The 20,758-nt window shown below is 70.2% G+C and carries 23 protein-coding genes; 8 read left to right on the top strand and 15 right to left on the bottom strand.

The window, feature by feature from the left end; genetic code table 11:
• Positions 1 to 109 precede the first annotated feature (109 nt).
• The gene (locus tag ACYVF7_RS57200; RefSeq protein ID WP_460356786.1) at positions 110 to 1,135 is read left to right on the top strand and encodes a LacI family DNA-binding transcriptional regulator; all 1,026 of its coding nucleotides are present in this window, start codon (positions 110 to 112) and stop codon (positions 1,133 to 1,135) included.
• Here the strand turns inward: ACYVF7_RS57200 and ACYVF7_RS57195 are convergent.
• Positions 1,122 to 2,189 (bottom strand): sigma-70 family RNA polymerase sigma factor, encoded by a 1,068-nt coding sequence (locus ACYVF7_RS57195; RefSeq protein ID WP_460356783.1) that lies wholly within the window; start codon positions 2,187 to 2,189, stop codon positions 1,122 to 1,124. The two genes, ACYVF7_RS57200 and ACYVF7_RS57195, sit on opposite strands and share 14 nt — an antisense overlap.
• A gap of 152 nt (positions 2,190 to 2,341) precedes the next feature.
• Between ACYVF7_RS57195 and ACYVF7_RS57190 the strand changes: the two genes are divergently transcribed.
• Genes ACYVF7_RS57190 through ACYVF7_RS57175 form a run of 4 tightly spaced genes read left to right on the top strand, consistent with a single transcriptional unit; the run spans position 2,342 to position 6,197 of the window.
• On the top strand, positions 2,342 to 3,790 hold the full coding sequence (locus ACYVF7_RS57190; RefSeq protein WP_460356781.1) for an MFS transporter: 1,449 nt from the start codon (positions 2,342 to 2,344) through the stop codon (positions 3,788 to 3,790).
• Between the two features lie 9 nt (positions 3,791 to 3,799).
• Positions 3,800 to 4,132, top strand: coding sequence for a YciI family protein (locus tag ACYVF7_RS57185; RefSeq protein ID WP_460356779.1), 333 nt, complete (start codon positions 3,800 to 3,802; stop codon positions 4,130 to 4,132).
• Positions 4,129 to 5,373 (top strand): RNA polymerase sigma factor, encoded by a 1,245-nt coding sequence (locus ACYVF7_RS57180; RefSeq protein ID WP_460356777.1) that lies wholly within the window; start codon positions 4,129 to 4,131, stop codon positions 5,371 to 5,373. The genes ACYVF7_RS57185 and ACYVF7_RS57180 overlap by 4 nt, the downstream gene beginning before the upstream one ends.
• 53 nt (positions 5,374 to 5,426) lie before the next feature.
• On the top strand, positions 5,427 to 6,197 hold the full coding sequence (locus ACYVF7_RS57175; RefSeq protein ID WP_460356775.1) for an alpha/beta fold hydrolase: 771 nt from the start codon (positions 5,427 to 5,429) through the stop codon (positions 6,195 to 6,197).
• Between the two features lie 46 nt (positions 6,198 to 6,243).
• Here ACYVF7_RS57175 and ACYVF7_RS57170 read toward each other — a convergent pair whose 3' ends face one another.
• From ACYVF7_RS57170 to ACYVF7_RS57160, 3 genes are all read right to left on the bottom strand, one after another.
• Positions 6,244 to 6,426, bottom strand: a complete 183-nt coding sequence (locus ACYVF7_RS57170; protein ID WP_460356773.1) for a hypothetical protein — start codon at positions 6,424 to 6,426, stop codon at positions 6,244 to 6,246.
• Positions 6,423 to 7,514, bottom strand: a complete 1,092-nt coding sequence (locus ACYVF7_RS57165; RefSeq protein WP_460356772.1) for an ABC transporter ATP-binding protein — start codon at positions 7,512 to 7,514, stop codon at positions 6,423 to 6,425. The genes ACYVF7_RS57170 and ACYVF7_RS57165 overlap by 4 nt, the downstream gene beginning before the upstream one ends.
• A 153-nt stretch (positions 7,515 to 7,667) precedes the next feature.
• Positions 7,668 to 8,273, bottom strand: coding sequence for a hypothetical protein (locus ACYVF7_RS57160; RefSeq protein WP_460356770.1), 606 nt, complete (start codon positions 8,271 to 8,273; stop codon positions 7,668 to 7,670).
• Between the two features lie 70 nt (positions 8,274 to 8,343).
• Between ACYVF7_RS57160 and ACYVF7_RS57155 the strand changes: the two genes are divergently transcribed.
• From ACYVF7_RS57155 to ACYVF7_RS57145, 3 genes are all read left to right on the top strand, one after another.
• Positions 8,344 to 9,165, top strand: a complete 822-nt coding sequence (locus tag ACYVF7_RS57155) for an endo alpha-1,4 polygalactosaminidase (RefSeq protein WP_460356767.1) — start codon at positions 8,344 to 8,346, stop codon at positions 9,163 to 9,165.
• 171 nt (positions 9,166 to 9,336) lie between these two features.
• Positions 9,337 to 9,774, top strand: a complete 438-nt coding sequence (locus tag ACYVF7_RS57150; RefSeq protein WP_460356764.1) for a hypothetical protein — start codon at positions 9,337 to 9,339, stop codon at positions 9,772 to 9,774.
• Between the two features lie 55 nt (positions 9,775 to 9,829).
• On the top strand, positions 9,830 to 10,339 hold the full coding sequence (locus ACYVF7_RS57145) for an RICIN domain-containing protein (protein WP_460356762.1): 510 nt from the start codon (positions 9,830 to 9,832) through the stop codon (positions 10,337 to 10,339).
• Positions 10,340 to 10,475: 136 nt separating this feature from the next.
• On the opposite strand, the gene ACYVF7_RS57140 is transcribed toward ACYVF7_RS57145, so the two are convergent.
• The 11 genes from ACYVF7_RS57140 to ACYVF7_RS57090 all read right to left on the bottom strand — a co-directional run bounded on the left by ACYVF7_RS57140 (position 10,476) and on the right by ACYVF7_RS57090 (position 20,710).
• Positions 10,476 to 11,048 carry a permease-like cell division protein FtsX gene (locus ACYVF7_RS57140; RefSeq protein WP_460356759.1) on the bottom strand — a complete coding sequence of 191 codons (573 nt, stop codon included), beginning with the start codon at positions 11,046 to 11,048 and terminating at the stop codon, positions 10,476 to 10,478.
• On the bottom strand, positions 11,045 to 11,548 hold the full coding sequence (locus tag ACYVF7_RS57135) for a SigE family RNA polymerase sigma factor (RefSeq protein WP_460356756.1): 504 nt from the start codon (positions 11,546 to 11,548) through the stop codon (positions 11,045 to 11,047). Before ACYVF7_RS57135 ends, ACYVF7_RS57140 begins: the two co-directional genes overlap by 4 nt.
• A gap of 153 nt (positions 11,549 to 11,701) precedes the next feature.
• Positions 11,702 to 11,905, bottom strand: coding sequence for a hypothetical protein (locus tag ACYVF7_RS57130; RefSeq protein WP_460356754.1), 204 nt, complete (start codon positions 11,903 to 11,905; stop codon positions 11,702 to 11,704).
• A 218-nt stretch (positions 11,906 to 12,123) separates the two neighbouring features.
• A complete protein-coding gene (locus tag ACYVF7_RS57125) occupies positions 12,124 to 12,540 on the bottom strand; it encodes a prevent-host-death protein (protein ID WP_460356751.1) in 417 nt (138 codons plus the stop codon).
• 152 nt (positions 12,541 to 12,692) lie between these two features.
• Positions 12,693 to 14,093, bottom strand: coding sequence for a dihydrolipoamide acetyltransferase family protein (locus ACYVF7_RS57120; protein ID WP_460356748.1), 1,401 nt, complete (start codon positions 14,091 to 14,093; stop codon positions 12,693 to 12,695).
• Between the two features lie 2 nt (positions 14,094 to 14,095).
• On the bottom strand, positions 14,096 to 15,073 hold the full coding sequence (locus tag ACYVF7_RS57115; RefSeq protein ID WP_460356746.1) for an alpha-ketoacid dehydrogenase subunit beta: 978 nt from the start codon (positions 15,071 to 15,073) through the stop codon (positions 14,096 to 14,098).
• 48 nt (positions 15,074 to 15,121) lie between these two features.
• Positions 15,122 to 16,243 (bottom strand): pyruvate dehydrogenase (acetyl-transferring) E1 component subunit alpha, encoded by a 1,122-nt coding sequence (gene pdhA, locus ACYVF7_RS57110; RefSeq protein WP_460356745.1) that lies wholly within the window; start codon positions 16,241 to 16,243, stop codon positions 15,122 to 15,124.
• A gap of 217 nt (positions 16,244 to 16,460) precedes the next feature.
• Positions 16,461 to 18,071, bottom strand: a complete 1,611-nt coding sequence (locus ACYVF7_RS57105; RefSeq protein ID WP_460356743.1) for a hypothetical protein — start codon at positions 18,069 to 18,071, stop codon at positions 16,461 to 16,463.
• Positions 18,072 to 18,142: 71 nt separating this feature from the next.
• Positions 18,143 to 18,556 (bottom strand): DNA-binding protein, encoded by a 414-nt coding sequence (locus ACYVF7_RS57100; protein WP_460356742.1) that lies wholly within the window; start codon positions 18,554 to 18,556, stop codon positions 18,143 to 18,145.
• Complete coding sequence (locus ACYVF7_RS57095) at positions 18,538 to 18,822, bottom strand: hypothetical protein (protein ID WP_460356740.1); 285 nt, start codon at positions 18,820 to 18,822, stop codon at positions 18,538 to 18,540. The genes ACYVF7_RS57100 and ACYVF7_RS57095 overlap by 19 nt, the downstream gene beginning before the upstream one ends.
• 40 nt (positions 18,823 to 18,862) lie before the next feature.
• Positions 18,863 to 20,710 (bottom strand): pentapeptide repeat-containing protein, encoded by a 1,848-nt coding sequence (locus ACYVF7_RS57090; protein WP_460356738.1) that lies wholly within the window; start codon positions 20,708 to 20,710, stop codon positions 18,863 to 18,865.
• Between the last annotated feature and the right edge of the window lie 48 nt (positions 20,711 to 20,758).

The raw sequence follows: 20,758 nt of genomic DNA, 5'->3' as shown, positions 1-20,758 counted from the left end.
AGCATGAACGCGACACCCGGAGGCCGTCAAGAGGTGCCGAGAAGATCCCGCCCACGTGCATCGACCATCGGCGTAGGGTGAGCCGGTGCCGTAAGGAGGTGAGGCGTTCGTGGCGGATCCGAAGGTTCGCCCGGTGACGCTGCGGTCCATCGCCGATCAGCTCGGGCTCCACGTCTCGACCGTCTCCCGGGTGCTGAACGGCCCGGCCGAGGACGGCGCGCGCGCGGCCTCCGGCGACACCGCCGAACGCATCCGCCGCCTGGCGGCCGAGCTGGGATACCAGCCCGATCCCCACGGTAGCGGTCTGCGGACCGGACGCAGCAGGCTCATCGGAGTCCTCGTCCCGCGCGTGTCCGACCTCGTGCTCGCGACGATCTACGAGGGCATCGACGAAGCCGCCGGTGAGCGCGGGCTCACCACCATCGCCGCCAACAGCCTGGACGATGAGGAGAACCGGCGAGCGCGGACGAAGACGCTCCTCGCCCGCCGCGTCGACGGCCTGATCTTCGGTGACGCCCGCCTCGACGACGGATTCCTGGACCGGCTGGCCGCGGACGGAGTGCGGTTCGTCCTGGCCAACCGCAGGTCAGGCCTGCATCCCTCGGTCACGCCCGACGACCGGCTCGGCGGACGGCTGGCGGCCGAGCACCTCCTGGGCCTCGGCCATACCGAGGTCGCCGTCATCGCGGGCCTGCCGTTCGCCAGCACGGGCGCCGACCGTACCGCCGGGTTCGTCGACCACTACCGTGACCACGGCATCGACATCCCCGGCACGCGTGTGCTGCACTCGCCGTTCGACACCGCCGGCGGTCGAGCCGCAGCGGACGAGCTGCTCCGATCCGCGGACCGGCCGACGGCCATCTTCGCGGTGAACGACTTCGCGGCGATCGGCGCCCTGGGCGCGGCCCGCGATCACGGTCTGCGCGTCGGAACGGATATCGCGATCATGGGATACAACGACACTCCCCTGGCCGCGGAGCTGCCGATCCCGCTCACCAGCGTCGCCGTACCGATGCGCGAGATCGGCCGGCGATCCCTCGAGCTGCTGATCCGGCTGATGGCCGGAGAGAAGGCCGAGTCACAGCGCCTGCCTCCCACTTTGGCGCCGCGCGCCTCGACCGTCACCGGGCGCTGAGCAGGCCGGAGCCGGCGTCCACGGTCGGCGGCAGGCGGAAGGCGGCGAACACGTCCGGGTCCTGGAACACCGTCGTACGAGCGATCCCCGCGTCGGCCACCGTGAACACCTGAAGCGTGTGCAGGTGGTGGACGCCGTCGTCGCCCGGGACGTACGCGGCGACGGCCGGCTGACCGTTGGCGCCGACCGGGAACATCCGCCAGCCGGTGCCCCGGAGCCGGAAACAGCGCGCGATGAAGCCGATGTAGTCCGCCTGGCCCACGTACCAGTTCAGGAACGGCGGCATCTCCAGGATGGCGTCCTCGGTCAGCAGCCGTTCGAGCGCCGCCAGATCGGCGTTCTCGAGCGCCGCGACATAGCGGTCGACCAGCGCGCGGCGCCGGCGGTCGGTCGGCTCGCTGATCTCGTCCTCGCCCACGGCGGCCTCCGCGAGCCGGGATCGGGCGCGCTGGAGCGCGCTGTTCACGGCCGCCGGTGTGGTCTCGAGGGCGCCGGCCACCTCGGCGGCCGACCAGTCGAGGACGTCGCGGAGGATGAGCACGGCGCGTTGCCGCGGAGGCAGGAGCTGTATGGCGGCGACGAACGCCAGCCGGAGGCTGCCCCGGGCGACGAGGACGCTGGCCGGGTCGTTCGGGTCGGTCCGCAGCATCGCGTCCGGAAGCGGCTGCAGCCAGGGCACCTCGTGCCCCGGCACGAGCGGCTGTTCGGGGTCGTCGCCGGGAGCGCCGATCTCCGACGGCAGCGGCCGGCGGGCCTGCTTCTCCAGCGCGGTCAGACAGGCGTTGGTCGCGATGCGGTGCAGCCAGGTGCGCAGCGACGCGCGCCGCTCGTCGAACCGCTCGTACGCCCGCCACGCCCGCAGCAGCGTCTCCTGGACGAGGTCCTCGGCCTCGTGGACCGACCCGAGCATCCGGTAACAGTGCGCCAGCAGCTCCGACCGGTACGGATCGGCCCGGCGCTCGAAGTCCTCGCCGACCGGCACCTGTGTCACGCCTTCCCCTGAACCGGTGAGCCGTCGTTCTGCCAGGTCCCGGTCGCACACCACCACGCCCATGAATACCTCCTCGCCTTTACGTACTCCGTGGGAGAGGCGAACTCATCGCTCCGCGGCGACGGAAGAACCGATGAATCGGGCCCGGCCGCTCGGTATGTACCGGCGGGCTCTCCCCAGAGCCGCCAACGGCGACCTACCGAACGGAGACGGACATGACCAGACCGGTGCTCGCGTCGCAGCGCGCCGAAGCGACCCACGAGCGGGAGGGCCGACGTTGGCTCATGCTCGCCGTGCTGCTGCTCGGCCAGTTCATGGGCCTGCTGGACGTCTTCATCGTGAACGTCGCGATGCCCGCCATCGGCGCCGACCTGCACGCCTCGGGCGCGTCACTCCAGCTCGTCGTGGGCGGCTACACCGCGGCGTACGCGATGCTGCTCATCACCGGAGCGCGGCTCGGCACCCTGTACGGCCGGCGGCGGATGTACCTTCTCGGCGTCGTCGTGTTCACGGCGACGTCGTTCGCCTGCGGCGTCGCGCCGGGGACCGGGGTGCTGATCGCGTGCCGGTTCCTCCAGGGCGCGGGTGCGGCGGTCATGGTGCCGCAGATCATGAGTCTCATCCAGACGCGATTCACCGGCCCGGCGCGCGCGAAGGCGCTGTCCGCGTACGGCGTGGTGCTGTCGCTCGGCTCGGTCGCCGGCCTGGTGATCGGCGGGCTGCTCGTCAGCGCGGACCTGTTCGGGCTGACCTGGCGGCCGGCCTTCCTCGTCAACGTCCCGCTCGGCGTCGTCCTCGCCCTCCTGGTGCCCCGCCTCGTGCCCGCCGACGAGCCGGGCACGGCCCGCCGCATCGACGTGCTCGGTCTCGCGATCGCGACCTCGGCGGTGTTCCTGATCGTGCTGCCGCTGGTCCTCGGCCGTGAGGAAGGCTGGCCCGCGTGGAGCCTCGGCTCCGTCGCCGCCGGAATCGTCCTGGCCGGGATCCTCCTTCCGGTCGAACGGCGCGTCGCGGGACGCGGTGGGGATCCTCTGCTGGACCCGGCGGTGCTGCGCAACCCTGGTGTCAGAGCCGGGATCGGCGCGCTCGCCGCCATGCAGGTGGGCTACGGAGGGTTCCTCTTCGTCTGCACCCTCCACCTGGAGGCCGGTCTCGGCGACAGCGCCCTGCGGGTCGGCCTCACCTATCTTCCGATGGCCGCGGCGTTCGGCCTCGTCGGTTTCTACTGGCGCGCGCTGCCGGCCGTCGCCCACCGCGTGCTTCCGCCCGCCGGGCTGGCCCTGTGCGCCGTCGCCTACCTCGGCATCTCGGCGGCCGTACGCTCCGGCGCGAGCGGCGGCGCGCTGATGTGGGCGGCGCTCGCGGCGGACGGGGTCGGCATGGGCCTGGCGGTCAGTCCGCTGCTCGCCCGTTCGCTGCTGCACGTCCCGCTCTCGCAGGCGGCCGCCGCCAGCGGCCTGCTCACCACCACGATGCAGCTGGGCCAGGTGCTGGGCGTCGCGGTCTTCGGCACGGTGTTCCTGTCGCTGCGGGACCACGCCGCTTCGGCGCACGCGTCCGCGACCGCCATGGCCATCACCGGCTACTGGCTCGCCCTGCTGGCGGCGATCGGCGTGGTCCCGGCGATCGCGCTCGCCCGTACGGCCCGAACCGCGTCGCCTTAGGCTCGGAACGTGAAGTACTTGCTGCTGATATGCGGAGACGGGCCGGCGTACGAGGCGATGCTCGCCGACCCGGACTTCCTGCCCGCCTGCAAGGCCTGGGCCGCGGCCCGGGGCGAAAACCTGATCACGACCGGTGGGCTGGAACCACCGGCGGACGCCACGACCGTCCGCGTCCGCGACGGGGAGGTCCTTCTCACGGATGGCCCGTTCGCCGAGTCCAAGGAGGTCGTGGCCGGCTTCAGCCTGATCGAGTACGCCTCGCGCGAAGAGGCCCTCGAGGCGGCCCGGACCCACCCGGTGGCGCGCCACGGGACGATCGAGCTACGAGCCGTACAGCAGTGAACGTCGAGTCGACGATCGCGGCTCTGTTCCGGGAGGAATGGGGCCAGGTCGTCGCGACGCTCATCCGGTTGACCGGCGACTGGGACCTGGCCGAGGACTGCGCGCAGGACGCCTTCACCCAGGCGCTCCAGCGGTGGCCGACCGAGGGGATCCCGCCGAGGCCGGGCGCGTGGCTCACCACGACCGCGCGCAACAAGGCGATCGACCGGCTCCGCCGCGCCGCCGTGGGCGTCGCCAAGACGCGCGAACTGGCCGCGCATTCCGCCGTGCCCACGGCGGATGCGTTTGCCGTGCCTACGGCGGATGCGTTCCCGGACGACCGGCTGCGGCTCATGTTCACGTGCTGCCATCCCGCACTGCCGTTCGAGGCCCGGGTCACGCTCACGCTACGGACCCTGGCCGGCCTGACCACGGCCGAGATCGCCCGGGCCTTCCTGGTCTCGGAGGGCACCATGTCCAAGCGGCTCACCCGGGCCAAAGGCCGGATCCGTGACGCGGGGATCCCCTTCCGGATGCCGTCCCCGGAGCTGCTGCCCGAACGGCTCGACTCCGTGCTGGGCGTCCTCTACCTGCTGTTCAACGAGGGGTACGCGGCCAGCGGCGGTGACGCGCTGATCCGGCAGAGCCTCTCGGACGAGGCGATCCGGCTGGGCCGGCTGCTCGTCCGGCTGATGCCGGAGGAGCCGGAGGCCGCCGGGCTGCTGGCGTTGATGGTGCTCCATGACGCCCGGCGCCCGTCCCGGCTCGACGGCCCCGAACTGGTGCCGCTGGAGGAACAGGACCGCTCCCGGTGGCAGCACGAACGGATCGCCGTGGGCACAGCGGTGCTCGACGACGCGCTGCGCCACGGGCGCGCCGGGCCGTACCAGATCCAGGCCGCGATCGCCGCGTGCCACGCGACCGCGCCCTCCTTCGAGGAGACGCCCTGGGCTGAGATCGCGGCCCTCTACCGCCGTCTCGAGGCGCTCGTCCCATCCGCGATCGTCCGGCTGAACGGGGCGATCGCCGTGGGGATGGTCGACCCGGCACGGGGACTGGCCCTGCTGGCGGCTCTGGAGCCCGAGCTGCGCGACCACCACCTGCTGCCCGCCGCCCAGGCCGACCTCCTGCGCCGGCAGGGACGCCTTCCCGAGGCGGCCCTCGCCTACCGGTCGGCCCTGGCTCTGGCGCCCACCGGGCCGGAGCGCCGCTACCTGGAGCGGAGACTCGCCGAGATCTCCGCCGGTGGGCTGTCCGTCTGACGCGAGGCCGTTCGTAGGTGGGGTGAGATCGGAACACTGGAAAGGCCGAGACCATGAACGTCACACATTCCGCCGACGGCACCGCGATCGCCTTCGACCGGCTGGGGTCGGGCAGCCCGATCATCCTGGTGAGCGGCGCGTCCTGCACCCGCGGCGTCCACTCACCGCTGGCCGAGCTGCTGTCGGCCGGACACACGGTCCTCAACTACGACCGGCGAGGCCGCGGCGACAGCGGAGACACCCCGCCGTACGCGGTCGAGCGCGAGATCGAGGATCTCGCCGCGCTGATCGCGGAGGCCGGCGGCTCCGCGGCCGTGTTCGGCAACTCCTCGGGCGCGATCCTGGCGCTGCGCGCGGCGGCCGCGGGCCTGCCGGTCACCCGGCTCGCCCTGTGGGAGCCGCCGATCCAGCTCGACGCCGACGCGCCCCGGCGCGCCCGCGCGTACGTCACCGAGCTGACGGCCTGCCTGGCCGAAGACCGTCGTGGCGACGCCATGGCGCTGTTCATGCGCTTCGTCGGCATGCCACCCGTCGTGATCGACCAGATGCGTCAGGCCCCGATGTGGGCGTCCATGGAGGTCATCGCCCCCACCCTCGCCTACGACGCCGCCATCGTCAGCGACGGGCGTCTCCCGGCCGGCCTCGCGGAGGTCGAGATCCCGACCCTGGTCCTGACCGGCTCCGAGACCGGCGCGTGGGCTCCGGCCGCCGCCGTCGCCCTGCTGGACGCCCTGCCGTCCGGCCGGCACACGACCCTCGACGGCCAGAACCACAACGTCTCCTGGGACGTCTTGGCCCCGCCCCTCGCGTCCTTCCTCTCCTGACCATTCCGGGACCGGTCTCGCCCGCACGGGGGCGGGACCGGCCTCCTCACCGCAGTGCAGCGGTGTCGAGAATGAGGCCGAACGGCTCCGGGAGACGCAGCTTCTCGCCGGCGACCACGCGATCGATCGTGCGGTATCCGTCGTCGCTCGGCTCGCTGAACAGCGTGATCGCGGTGGGCTCGTCGACCGGGTCGATGAGCAGGTAGAGGGGCCCGTTCGCGAAATTCAAGGTGTCTCGATGAGGTCGCCGTCGTCGGGGTTGTAGAGGAGTGTTCGGCCGGGTCGTGGGGCTACGCACAGGGTGGAGCCGATCGCCGGTTCGCGGTCTTCCGGAACGGTGAGCTGTACGTTCGGGCCCGCGGTCGCCAGTGTGACGAGGGACGTGGTGCCGAGGCTCTCCACGATCTCGACCCGGCCCTCGATGCCGTCCTCCGCCTCCCGAAGGTATTCCGGGCGGATGCCGGCGATGACCTTGTCGCCGGGGCCGACCAGCCCGGTGGCCTCCTCGGGCACCGGCAGCCGTACGCCCGCGACGTCGATCTGGTCGGTCCACGAGCCGGCCGGGTCGCCGTCGCCGGGGACGCATTCGCCCTCGAGGAGGTTCATCGGGGTCGAGCCGATGAAGCCGGCGACGAAGATGTTCGCGGGCCGCTGGAAGACCTCGCGCGGGGTGCCGAGCTGGCGAACGCGGCCGGATCGCATGACCGCGATGCGGTCGGCCAGTGCGAGGGCCTCCGCCTGGTCGTGGGTGACGACGATGGTGGTGACTCCCAGATCGTGCTGGAACCTCTTCAGGAATGTCCGGGCCTCCAAGCGCAGCTGGCCGTCGAGGCCGGACAGCGGTTCGTCGAACAGGAAGACGGCCGGCTCGGCGGCCATCGCCCGGGCGAGCGCGACCCGCTGCCGCTGTCCGCCGGACAGCTGGGCCGGGCGGAGGTCGAGATACGAGTCGAGGGCCAGTTCGGCGGCGATGCCGGCGGTCTTCGCGCGGCGTTCGGCGCGCGGCATATTCTTCAGGCGCAGCGGATAGGCGATGTTGTCGGCCACCGTCATCTGCGGGAACAGCGCGTAGTCCTGGAACACCATGGCGACGTCGCGGTCGCCGGGCGGCAGGTGGGTGACGTCACGGTCGCCGATCCGTACGGTCCCCGACGTCGCCGTCTCCAGGCCGGCGATCGTCCGCAGCAGGGTCGTCTTGCCGCAGCCCGACGGGCCTACCAGCGCGAAGAACTCGCCGTCCGCGATCTCCAGTGACAGGTCGTCCAACGCCCGTACGTCGCCGTAGACCCTGGTCACCGCCTCCAGCGAGAGCCTCACCCGTTGATCCCTCCGTGGAAGCGGAAGCCGTACCGCAGGACTCTTTACCGAGTCGACGGAGGGTTTCCACGATCACGCGCGTTCATACCAGTGACCCGTGTCACAATTCGGGATCATTCGACAGGATGCGAGCAGGTACGGAGCGAGCGCGCGTCACTGGTACCGCCGGAGCGGGGCGCCGGCGGCGGTCGCGACCTGGCGGCCGCGGCGCGGAGTATGCAGCGTGACGTCGGTGTAGCGGGTGGTGTACGGCCCGAACCCGCCCCACGGGTGACCGCCGTCGGCGCAGTTCTCGCTGTTCTGGTCGGCGCCGCCCTCATAGACGGTGACCGTCACCCGCGACGCGGTCTCGGCGACGGTGACGTGGTCGAGCACGCATCCGATCCGCTCCGCCCACGACCGCCAGATCACACGCAGGCGTGTGCCGTTCCCGGAGTACGCGTCCGGCTCGATCGCGACCGGACGCGCGGATCCCGGTTCCGCCCGCACCTTCTCGCTCGACGTCGTACCGTGCAGGCGAGGCTCCGCCGTGGCATGGGCGTGGTCGACCCAGCTGATCGTGGCGAGGGCCACGACGGCGAGCGCGGCGAGACCCCGCCAGGCGGCACTGGCCTCCCACCACCGCGTGTAGCGGTCGTCCGGATGGTCGCGGGCCCAAGCCCTCGCCGGTACGCTCCACAACTTTCGGGGGTCGACGAGCATCACGACGGCCAGGGGTACGACCGCGATCCAGGCGACGACGAGCCACCACGGCGGCATGGGTCCCTCCGATTCGCCGAACGCCTGACGGCCGGGCGGGGGCGGGGTAGCTTGATCGCTTATGTCACGGATGCGCCATCGGTACGTATTGTTCACCCTGATGGCCCTGTCGCTCGCCGGTTGCAGTGGCACGGGGGCCAAGGACGTGTCCGCGCACGGCGCGTCGTCGGCGACGGCCCAGGCGGCCTCCTGGTGGCGGCCGAAGGCCGGCGTCAGCTGGCAGTGGCAGCTCAGCGGCAAGATCGACACGTCGGTCAAGGCGAGCGTCTTCGACGTCGACATGTTCGAGACGCCCAAATCCACCGTGACCGCGCTACACAAACAGGGCCGCAAGGTCATCTGCTACGTGAGCATCGGCTCGGCGGAGAAAGGGCGGCCCGACTACAACAAGTTCCCCGCGTCGATCCTCGGTAAGAAGCTCGACGGGTGGCCGAACGAACGCTGGGTCGACATCCGTAAGATCGACGTATTGCAGCGCATCTGGGCCGCGCGCCTGGATCAGTGCAAGGCCAAGGGGTTCGACGGCGTCGAGCCGGACAACGTTGACGCCTACCAGAACAAGTCGGGCTTCCCGCTGACCGCGAAGCATCAACTGGCGTTCAACCGGATGCTCGCGCGCGTCGCCCACCAGAAGGGCCTGGCGGTCGGGCTGAAGAACGACCTCGACCAGATCCCGACCCTGGTCAAGGACTTCGACTTCGCGGTGAACGAGCAGTGCGCGGAGTACAAGGAGTGCTCGGATCTCAAGCCGTTCATCAAGGCCGGAAAGCCCGTCTTCCACGCCGAGTACAACCTGCCGCTGAGCAAGTTCTGCCCCGAGTCCAAGCGTCTGCGGCTCAGCTCCATCCGCAAGACCCTCGACCTCACCGCCAAACGCCAGACCTGCCCCTGACCTACGGCGATCAGGCGCGCAGTGGTCCGACGATAGGGCCCCGGTCCCGGTCGCGTTTGGGACCGGTGGCCCAATTATCGCCGCCGATCTACCTCGGAAAACGGCCGATCGCTAAGCTCGCTCCGCTCATACCGGTTAGCCGCATTATGGCCCGAGCGAGGGAACAAAAAGATGGGTATTCGTCAGAGGCTGACCGTATCGGTGGTCGCCGCTCTGTCACTCGCCGGTTTCGCCGCGGTCACCGCGGCCCCGGCCGAGGCCGCGGTCCACGGTTCGTGCGGCAAGAGCTGGTCCACCACGCCGCGAGACAAGGTGGCCATCAAGAGCGGCAAGACCACGTACGCCTACGTGTATGTCTACGTGAAGTCCTACCCGCATTCCAAGCATCGAGATGTCTGCGCGATCGTCCGGTCCGCCGGGAACTACACGCGCTCGAAGCACGAAATGATGATCGGACTCCAGTTCAAGGACAGGGCTCCCGCGAAGGTGGGCACCGCCAGGTACTACGTCGGGCCGGTGAAGACCTCGCTCACCGGGAAGTACCGGTCGTTCGGCACGATCACCATCGGCAAGACCGTGCACCACGTCAACGGTCCCTGGCGGAGCTGACCCGGGCCTGTGTCGCCAGGGGCAAGTTATGAACTCGGATGAGAAAGGACGGGCTATGCGCAAACGGAGTCTGGCCGCCGCCGTGGCGACCGTGACCACGCTGCTGGTCCCCGCTCTGGCCGCCACGCCGGCCCACGCCGCGAGCAGCTTCTACCTGCAGAACGAGAAGTCGTGGAAGTGCATCGCGACCTCAGGGGCGGACGTTTATATCGACAGCTGCGGTGGCAGCGCCCACCACCAGCGGCAAACTCACTTTCAGGTCAAGTGGGGAAATCACCTCGTCAATGTCGCCAGTGGCAAGTGCCTGGACATCGCGCTCGGCTCGAACAAAAAGGTGAACAGCGGCGACTATCTCGTCCAGAAAACCTGTAGCCGGAACGCTGCAAACCAGAAGTGGGATACCACCGGCGGTACTCCCGACAAGGGCGGCGAGTGGCTGACGATCATGCACATGTCAAAGCCGTATGTGTACTTCTCGGAGAAGGGGGCCACGAAGTACTCCAAGGTGATCGTGGAGACGCAGGGCTACCCCGTTCCCAGCAGGCAGATCTGGTTCAAGGCGTAAGTCGTCTTCGCCCCGACACCCTGCGCGGAGTCGGCTGATCGGCACGACGGCGTGAGAATCGCGTTCGAGCCGCCGGCGGCGCGTTCGTGGGGGTTCACCCTCGCCTGAGGGATGGGAGAACCCCCACGAATCCGGGTCACCGTGATCCGGTTACCACCTGATCCACACCCGGCCGACCCATCAACGCCTTCAGGATCGCCTGGCGGTCGGCGGGCCGCCGCAGGGTCACCCGGAAGGAGGTCGGGATGTCCCCTGGGCGGATGGTGTCCCCGATCTTCGATCCCGCGAATTGCTTCTTCGCCTCGGCGTACGCCTCCGCCGACGTGATGTGCTCGATGCGACGTACCTGCGGGAGCTTTTTCAGCGCGGCGTCGACCGCGTCCTGCTGCGCCCGAGTGGCGTCCTGCCGATGGCAGGAAGGGTTGGCGGAGATCTTGGAACAGAGGTAGATCGCGACCTGGGCCTCCCCGGATGGTCGCGGCGCCACGAGCGGGCCGGTGCCGCGAGGGGTGGTCTCTTCCGGCGCCCGGTGCGGAAGGCCGACCGCCAGGAACACCACCGCCGTCACCCCGGCGGCGGCCGCCAGGGGAGCGGCGAACCGCAGCCGGCTACGGCGTGCGGAACGACGACGCAGGGGCGGGGGCGCGGCCGGTCCCCAGCCGTCGGCCATGGAGTAGGCGTCCCGGACACGGTCTTCGAGCGTGCTCATCGGGCGTCCTCCAGGAGCTTGGCGAGAGCGGCGAGGGCCCGGGAGGTTGTGGCCGACACGGTGCCGCGGCTGATCTTCAGAGTGCGGGCGATCTCTTCTTCGGGCAGGTCGCAGTAGAAACGCAGGGCGAGGACCTCGCGCTGGCGGCGGGACAGCCGCGCGATCGCGGTGAGTACGGCGCGCCGGTCCTGTGCGTCCATCGCCTGGTCCTCCGCCGACCACGCCGGTGGCTGGTACGGCTGCCGGAACCGCCCGGCAACGGCCCGGCGACGCAGCACGGAACGACAGCGATTCAGTACGGCCGACCGCAGATAGGTCAGTGCGGCGGCGGGGTCGCGCAGGGACCGCCATTTGTCATGCAGCCCAAGGAAAGCCTCCTGGACCACGTCCTCGGCGGTCGGGCCGTCGCCGACCATCAACATGGCCAGCCGGATGAGCCCGACGGAGTGTTCGCGGTACAGCTCGTCGACGTCGGCGGGCGCCCGCGCGGAAGAGACCATTTCGATGTCCACATTCCAGAGACGCCTCACGGCCAGGAATGCTGCGTGACCTTGCCGATGCTCCCATTCATTCCCGTCGGACGGCGACCGAACGGGATTCAGAGACCGCGGATGCTCGCCCGGTCGTCGCCACCTGATCTCGATGCGGTCATCTCAGATGCCGTCGATCCAGTACTGCTGCAGCCGGACGATGGCTTCTTCCCGCGTCATCTCGGCGACCTCCTTCTCCGAGAGTCCGACTCGGGCAATGAGGAGGTGAACCATCTCGGCCGGAAGGGCCTCCTTGCCCGGGAGCGGAGTACCCCTGTCGGGTTTCTCTCCGTCCAGGACGCAGGCCCAGAACTCCTGCTCGGGCACGTCGAGTTGGTCACGGAGAATGTGGGCCCAGATCCCTTTTCCGTATCCGCTGCGATCCACTGGATGGGAGATCCGGGTGCGAAGGACTGAGCCGTCCGGAAGGTCGAGCTCATAGGTGACGTGATGCGTGCCCGTACGCCCGCGTGCATCGCGTACCCGACGCCAGCCTTCAGTGACGCAGAAACGCTCGTGGGCCTCCCGGGTGGGCTGCGGCCACGTCATTTACCGTCCCCGATCAGCCAGTCGCGCAGCTGGTCGTCGTCACTCAGGTTGATCAGCTGGACCAGGCCCCAGTGCTGACGGTGATTGGCAGCGTCGCGCAACCGCTCTTGCCAGTCGCCCGCGTACTCACGGAGCGCATCGACCATCTCCGAGATCGCTTCGTCGAAGGTGACACCGTCGGCGGACACCGGTATGCCGGGAAGGAACACCGACCAGCCGCCGGCCTCCGCCACGACCTGGGCGCGAACCGGGCTCACCACGGCGAGAAAGTGCCGCAACCGATCGGCGTCCACAACCGCCGCCAGCGAGGAGTCGCGCCGTACCGTCGCCGTGCACCCGCGCTCCGCGGCGTCGAGGAGATCCTTCAGGTGGGCGCGAGCCTCCGTGTAGCTTTCGTAGTGCACAGACGACATGGTGCCACTCCCTGTTACTGATTATGCCGTTTCTGTGAACACGGCACGTACGTCAAGTACTCAACGTACCTCGCAGGGATAGGGGCGATCACTCGCCCGCTACGGCATCGGCAAGGGTCTCCGGGCCTGTGCCGACCCGGAGACCCTCGGCGTCAGCCCCAGGCGAGCATGCGCATGGGGTCCTCGAGCATGGCGCCGACCTCGCGGAGGACGGCGGAGCCGAGCTCGCCGTCGACGATGCGGTGGTCGAACGACAGCGCGAGCGTCGTCACCTTGCGGATCTGGATCTCGCCCTCGTGTACCCAGGGCATGTCCCTGATCTGACCGAACGCGAGGATCGCCGACTCGCCTGGCGTCAGGATCGGGGTGCCCGCGTCGATGCCGAAGACGCCGACGTTGGTGATCGTGATGGTGCCGTCGGACAGGTCGGCCGGGGTCGACTTGCCGGCCCGCGCCGTGGCGGCGAGGTCGGCGAACGCGCGGGCCAGGTCGGGCAGCGACAGGTCGTGCGCGTCACGGACCTTCGGCACGATCAGGCCGCGCTCGGTCGCGGCGGCGATGCCCAGGTGCACGTAGTGCTTGACCACGATCTCCTGGGCCTCTTCGTCCCACGCCGAGTTGACCAGCGGGTTGCGCCGGACCGCCAGCAGGAGCGCCTTGGCGACGAGCAGCAGCGGCGAGACCTTGACGCCCTCGAAGTCGGGCAGGTCGCGCAGCCGCTTGACGGCGTTCATCGTCTCGGTGACGTCGACCTGCAGCCACTCGGTGACATGCGGCGCGGTGAACGCCGACTGCACCATCGCCGCCGCCGTGTGCTTGCGCACGCCCCGGATGGGGATGCGCTCTTCGTGTCGCTCGCCCGCAACCCGTACGGGCGTCGTGGGAGCGGTCGCGGGGGCCTCGGCGGCCTGCCGGATGTCGTCCCGGGTGATCGACCCCTGCGGGCCGGTGCCGGTGATCGTGGTCAGGTCGACGCCGAGGTCCTTGGCCAGCTTGCGGACCGGCGGCTTGGCCAGCACCGCGACGCGTCCCCCGGCCGGTCGTTCCGGAGCGGCGGGCGCCGGGGCGGTGGGTTCCGGCCGTACGGGGGCGGTCGCGACCGCCGCGGCCGGGCCGCCGGACGCGGCGGGCGCCGCCTTGCGCGGCCGGCGCTTGGCGGATCCCGCCTTCACTCCGTAGCCGACCAGCACCGGGACGCGCTTCTGCTCCGGGGCGGCGGGGTCGACCGCCGGGGCGGGGCTGCCCTCCATGCCCGGCTCCCGAGCGCCCTCGGCGGGCGCTGTCTCGGCCACGGGCGCCGGGACGTCGCCGCCGACGGCGACCGAGATGATCGGCACGCCGACGTCGACCGTCGTGCCCTCCTCGACGAGGAGCTCGGCGACGGTCCCCTCGTACGGGCAGGGCAGCTCGACGACGGCCTTGGCCGTCTCGATCTCGACGATCGTCTGGTTGACCTCGACGGTGTCGCCCGGATGAACGTGCCACTTGACGATGTCGGCCTCGGTCAGGCCCTCGCCGACGTCTGGCAGCTTGAACTGCTTCAGCTCGCCCATGCTCACCACGCGAAGGTCCGGTCGACGGCGTCCAGGACGCGGTCGAGGTCGGGCAGGTAGTGGTCCTCGAGACGGGACGGCGGGTACGGCGTGGAGAAGCCGCCGACCCGCAGCACCGGTGCCTCCAGGTGGTAGAAGCACTTCTCGGTGATCCGCGCGGCCAGCTCGCCGCCGTACCCGTTGAACACCGGGGCCTCGTGCACGACGACGCACCGGCCGGTCCGGCGTACAGAGGCGAGCACCGTCTCCTCGTCGAGCGGGTTGAGGGAGCGGATGTCGATGACCTCGATCGAGTGCTGCTCGTCGGCCTGCGCGGCCTCCAGGGAGGTCTTGACCATCGGCCCGTACGCGAGCACGGTCACGTCCTCGCCCGGACGCGCGACGACGGCCTTGTCGAACGGGGCGGCCTTGGACAGGTCCTGGTCGACGGGGGCCTTGTCCCAGTAGCGGCGCTTCGGCTCGAAGAAGATCACCGGGTCGGGGCACTCGATGGCCTGCTGGATCATCGTGTACGCGTCGGCCGGGTTCGAGCAGGCGACGACGCGCAGGCCGCCGGTGTGGGTGAAGTACGCCTCCGGCGACTCGCTGTGGTGCTCGACGGCGCCGATGCCGCCGCCGCACGGGATGCGGATGACGACCGGCAGCTCCAGCGTGCCGAGCGAACGCATCCGCATCTTGGCGAGCTGCGAGGTGATCTGGTTGAACGCCGGGAACACGAACCCGTCGAACTGGATCTCGCACACCGGCCGGTAGCCGCGCAGCGCGAGGCCGATGGCCGTGCCGACGATGCCCGACTCGGCCAGCGGCGTGTCGATGACGCGGGCCTCGCCGAAGTCCTTCTGCAGGCCGTCGGTCACCCGGAACACACCGCCGAGCTTCCCGACGTCCTCACCCATGATGAGGACCTTCGGGTCGTTCTCCATGGCCTTGCGAAGGCCCTCGTTCATGGCCCTGGAAAGAGTCAGCGTCTCAGCGCTCACCGTCGCACTCCCCTCCGCGCGTACCCCCGGCCTGGGCCGGCCGCCCCCTCATCGGGACACATCCTCGAACGACGCCAGGTAGGACATGAACTGGTCGCGTTCTTCCGCGAGCAGCGAGTGCTCGGTCGCATAGACGTTCTCCCAGATCGCCATCGCCTCGGGGTCGGGCAATTCTAGGCACCGTTTCCGCAGGTCCGAGCCGACCTCTTTGGCTTCGGCCTCGATCGCGTCGAAGAATTCGCGATCGGCCATCTGGTTCTTCACGAGGTACGCCTTGACGCGCTCGATCGGGTCCTTGAGCTTCCAGGACTCCAGCTCGGCCTGGAGCCGGTAGCGCGTCGGGTCGTCGGTCGTGGTGTGGGCGCCCATCCGATAGGTGAACGCCTCGATGAGCGTGGGGCCCTGCCCGCTGCGGGCGTTCTCGAGGGCCTTCTTGGTCACGGCGTGAACGGCGAAGACGTCGTTGCCGTCGACGCGGATGCCGGGGAACCCGAAGCCCTCGGCCCGCCGGTACAGCGGGATCCGGGACTGCTTCTCGAGCGGCTCGGAGATCGCCCACTGGTTGTTCTGGCAGAAGAAGACGATCGGGGCGTTCTGCGCGGCCGACCAGACGAACGCCTCGTTGACGTCGCCCTGGCTCGTGGCGCCGTCGCCGAAGTAGACGATCGTGGCGTCCTCGGTGCCGTCCCGCTGGATGCCCATGGCGTAGCCGGTGGCGTGCAGGGCGTGGCTGCCGATGACGATCGTGTAGAGGTGGAAGTTGTGCTGCTTTGGATCCCACCCGGCGTGGTTGACGCCGCGGAACAGGCCCAGGAGGTCGAGCGCGTCGACGCCCCGGCACCAGGCCACCCCGTGCTCCCGGTAGCTCGGGAACGCCATGTCGTCCGGCCGCAGGGCGCGGGCGGAGCCGATCTGCGCGGCCTCCTGGCCGAGCAGTGAGGCCCAGATGCCCAGCTCGCCCTGGCGGGTCAGTGCGACCGCCTCGGTGTCGATCCGGCGAACGATCACCAGATCCCGGTAGAGACCCTTGATCTCGTCGGGGGTCAGGTTCACGTCGTAGTCGGGGTGCTCGACCCGCTCGCCCTCAGGGGTGAGCAGCTGGACGAGCTCCGATGGGGGAGATTGTGCGTCGGTGCCCAGGGGCGCACCGCGCGCGGCGTCGACGATCACGTGCCACTCCTCGTGCGTTCAGGGCCTTCGCGGGATCGCCGCGGTCGGCCTGGTTGCGCGTCACCCTTCCCGCGGATCCCGGCGGTTGCGGGAGACGTAGTCGTCATCGTGACAGACCTCTCGTACCCGGGCGCAAGCCTCGGGTTCTACGGATTCGTACCCGCAAGGTTGTGCCCTGCCACCAACGCGAATCACGCTCCGATTCGGTAAACGTGAATCAGTCGCGGGACAGCACGCGCGTCGCGCCGGCGGCGACGGTCAAACCGAGGACGAAGCCCGCGACGACGAGCGCGTCGGATATCCACAGGTAGATGCCGTGCGGCGCGAACTCCCCCTCCTGGCCGAGCGAGCCGATCGGAAGCAGCACGTCCAGCGTGTAGAGGAACGGGTTGAACTGCGTGTTGTGGCCAGGCTCCTGGATCATCGGGTGGTGCTGGAAGACGATGGTGCCGAACGCCAGCAGCGCCACGAGCCACGCGGTGGCTAGGAACGGCCGGTAGCCGTAGCCGACCGTCCAGTCCTGGAGGTAGCCCCACACCCGGCCCGGCACCGGCTGCGTCGTACGGCGGTGCCGTTGCTTGGCGAGCAGCACGGTGCGCCGCTCGCCGTCGTGCCCGAGGGCACGGTAGGTCTCGGCGAGCTTCTCGTACGGCTGCGGGATGTAGCCGTCCGTGTCGCGGTGCACCCACTTCAGCCGCTCCTTCGCGACCAGCGGCGGGTCGATCATCTCGTACGTGAGACCGTCGAGCTGGTACCTCGGCGCCCAGGAGAGCGGGTCGTCGCGCAGCAGCTTGAAGTGCGCGTAGCTCAGGTCGACGACACCCTTGATGGGCTCGGCGGTCCGCAGCAGCACCTCTTCGGCCTGGGCCCGCTGGAGGTTCAGCGCCACGCCGGCCGGGTTGCTGAGGCGCCCGCCGCGCAGGTTGAACAGGCCGCCGATGTGCGCGCCCGCCAGGCTGACCACGCCCTCCGCGTGGAAGCCGTCCGAGCAGTAGATGTCGGTCTCGATGCTCATGTCGTCGCAGTTGAGCGCCGCACGTGCCGGGTTGGAGACCGACGCGCCGACCAGGGAAAGGTAACCGCCGATCCGCGCGCCGCGCAGCCGGATCTCCCCCTCGGCGCTGAACCCGCCGTCGCAGAAGACGTTGGCCGCCACCGAGAGGCGGCTGGCGTACAGCGCCTGCCCCTTGGGGTTGCGCAGCCGCGCCCCGCGGAAGATCAGCTGCCCGCCGACGTTCGCGCCCGGCAGCCGGACCTCGCCCTCGGCGGTGAACCCCTGGTCGCAGTAGACGTTGTTGTCCACGATGAGGCGGTCGGCCAGCAGCGGCGCGTCACCGCCCGGGTGGGACAGGTGAGCGCCGGTCAGGTTGAGGATGCCGGTGATGTGCGCGCTGTCGAGCCAGACGCCGCCGTACACGTGGCTGCCCTCCAGCCACAGGTGCCCGTCGATGCGCACGCCCGAGGCGACCAGGCCGGGCAGCCGGCAGCGCATGAAGTGGACGCTGCGCAGCTGCGCCCAGTACAGGTGCGGGGCGTCGGTGAGCTGGCAGCCGGTGAGTGCGAGCGGCACGGTCACGTGGGCGTGCCCGAGGTTCAGCGTCCCGGCGATCCGCGCGCCGGTCAGGCGAACCGCGGCGACCTGACCAGGCTCGGTCTCCCGCGCGCCGAGCAGCAGCGCCGAGATCACCTCGGCGCGGATGGTGCGCTCGGGGCCCCAGGCGTTCGTGCTGTCGAAGTCCTGGTCGCCGCCGGACAGGTCGACCGTCTCACCGCGCGGGAACGCGTCCCACAGCACGCGCTCGGGTGGGGTCAGCTCATCACTCAGCATTAGACGAACTCCGGGGGAAGACGAGAGAACCCTCATGTATATCGCGCCGACGCCCCGCCCGCTGCGATCGCTCACACGGAAACGAGACGCACCCGATCACCGCAGAGTTTCGTCATGTCGTCGATGTCCGAGGTGAGAAGCACGACCGGACGGCGCTGCCGTACGGCCATCTCGGCCACGGCGGCGTCGATCGCGTACTTGTGGCCGTGCAACCCGGCGTTGATCAGCATCGTCGAGGCGGCCTTGGCCTCCTCCTCGCCGACGTGGACGATCCGCACACCTGAGAGGATCCAGGCCAGCCGCGCATTGTCGGTCCGGCGATGGGCGGTTTCGATGATGGTCAGCGCGTTGACCACCACCTCCATGCCTCTTTTGCGGGATTCCGTGACCAACGCGACGACACGCTCGTGATCGTTGACGAGCTTCGACAGTCCCTCACAGTCGAGAACGAGGGTGCCCTCGTGGCTCAGCTTGCGGCGGGCCAATTACCCTCCTCGGCGAACACCTCGTCGAAGACCTGGCGCGCCTGCTCCTGTTCTCGTGCCGAGATCGGCCCCTTGCGGCGTTCGTAGTCGGCCAGGTACTCATCCAGGATCTGGCCGCGCAACTCGCGCTCGACCGCTTCGGTGATGAAGGCGGAGAACTCGCGCTTGCCGACCCGTTGGCGGATCGCTTCGGCCGTCCCTTCGGGTAGGGAGAGACTCACCCTGGTCGCTGGGCCCTCGCCGACGTTGTAGGCCTGCTCACTCATGGAGTGAGATTATCAAAGAAGTAGGAATTCGCCTCGGCCATTAACGGGAGAGCACCCGCGAGACGCCTGCGGCGATGGTGGTGGCGAGGATCCAGCCCGACGCGACGAGCGCCGCGGCCAGCCACTGCTGCCAGCCGCGCGGCCCGAAGGCGTCCTCCTGGCCGAAGCCGATGACCGGCAGCAGCAGGTCGAGCGTGTACAGCAACGGATTGAACGGCGGCGCCTCGCCCGCCTTCAGCGGCGGCGGGTGGTGGGCGCCGAACGCCACGACGCCGACGGCCAGCAGCCCGGCCAGCCACAGCAGCGCCCGCTGCGGCCGGTAGCCGTAGCCGACCGTCCAGTCCTGCACGAGGCCCCAGACGGCGAGCCAGCGCGGCAGCGTACGCCGCCGGCGGCGCTGCCGGGCGAGCTGCACCGTACGGGCGTCGGCGTCCTGCCCCAGCCGCCGGTAGACGCCGGCGAGCTGCTCGTACGGCTGCGGCTGGTACCCGTCGGCGCCGTCCAGCCACCCGAGCCGGTCGGCGCCCGCGCCGGGATCCTCGACCGTCTCGTACGTGAAGCCCTCGAGCCGGGAGCCCGGCGGCCAGCCCTTCGGAGCGTCGCGGAGCACCTCGACGCGCGCGTGCCGTACGTCGACCGCGCCGTCCACACCGCGCGTCCTGAGCCGCAGCGTGGCGGCGCGCACCTGCCGGCAGCTGATGGCGGCCTCCCCGGGAGCGCTGATCGTCGCGTCGTCGAAGCACAGGTCACCGCCGATCCGAGCGCCGGCGAACGAGACCCGGCCCTCGGCGGTGAAACCGTCGCAGCAGTCGACCACGCCGACGACGTTGATCCCGTGCGCCTTGAGCGCGCGTGTCCCCGGCGCGGTGAGCCGAGCGCCGGAGAAGTCGACGCTGGCCCCGACCCGGGTGTCGACCAGATGGATCGCCCCGTCGGCGACGAACCCGTACTTGCCGAACAGGCCGCCGGTGATCTCGGCCCGGGAGGCCGCCAGCGCGATGCCGCCCTGGTTGGACAGGTGTGCCCCGTCGAGGACGATCGAGCCGTTCACACGGGCGGCGTCGAGGTAGATCAGCCCCTGCGCGTGGAAGCCCTTCGAGGCGCGCAGGCTGCTCCCGACGGTGACCAGGTGTCCGCGCAGCGCTATGCCTGAGGGATTGACCAGCTCCGCGCCGTTCAGATCGAGCATGCCGCCGATCACGGCCGATCGCAGGCTGACCATGCCCTCGGCGTGCAGGCCGTCTCCGAGCTGGACGGCGCCGTCCACCCGGGCCCGGTCCAGATTCAGCGCGACGCCGTTCGGGTAGGACAGCCGGGCGCCGTCGAGGATGACGGTGCCCTGCACTCGGACGCCGCGGAGCAGGACCTCCCCCGAGGCCCGCATATGGTCCGCGACCAGGTCACGGGACACCATCAGGTCATCCGCGCGGAGCGGCCCCGCGCCGTCGATCCGAGCCGAACCCAGCGACAGGGCGCCGTTGACCTCAGTGCCGACGAGCGTCACCGGGCCGTCGAAGCGGCAGTCTTTCAGCCAGAGCAGGCCATCGATATGGGCATCGGACGCCTGCAGACCCGGCAGCCGCGAGCCGGTGAGATTCACCTGGCGCAGGCGAGCGCCGTACAGGCTCGGCGTCTCCGCGAACTCGCAGTCGCGCAGCAGAGCCGCGTATGGCACGTCGGCGAAGGACAGGTCGAGCCGTCCGATGATCTTCGCGCCCGTCAGCCGGACCGCCGGAACCCGTCCCGGCTCGGGTGGTCGCGCGCCGAGCAGCAGGGCCGCGATCACCTCGGCACGCACTTCGCCCTGGCCGCCGAGGTCGACCGTCCGCGCCGTGGGGAACGCTTCCCAGAGAGCGGATTCCGGCTCGGTGAGTTCCTCGGCGCGCATGACGACTCCTCGGGGGCGGGGGATCGGGCCTAACGATCCCATCGGGCG

The organism is Actinoallomurus acanthiterrae (assembly GCF_054775715.1).
This window is presented reverse-complemented; position numbering and strand designations above follow the sequence as displayed.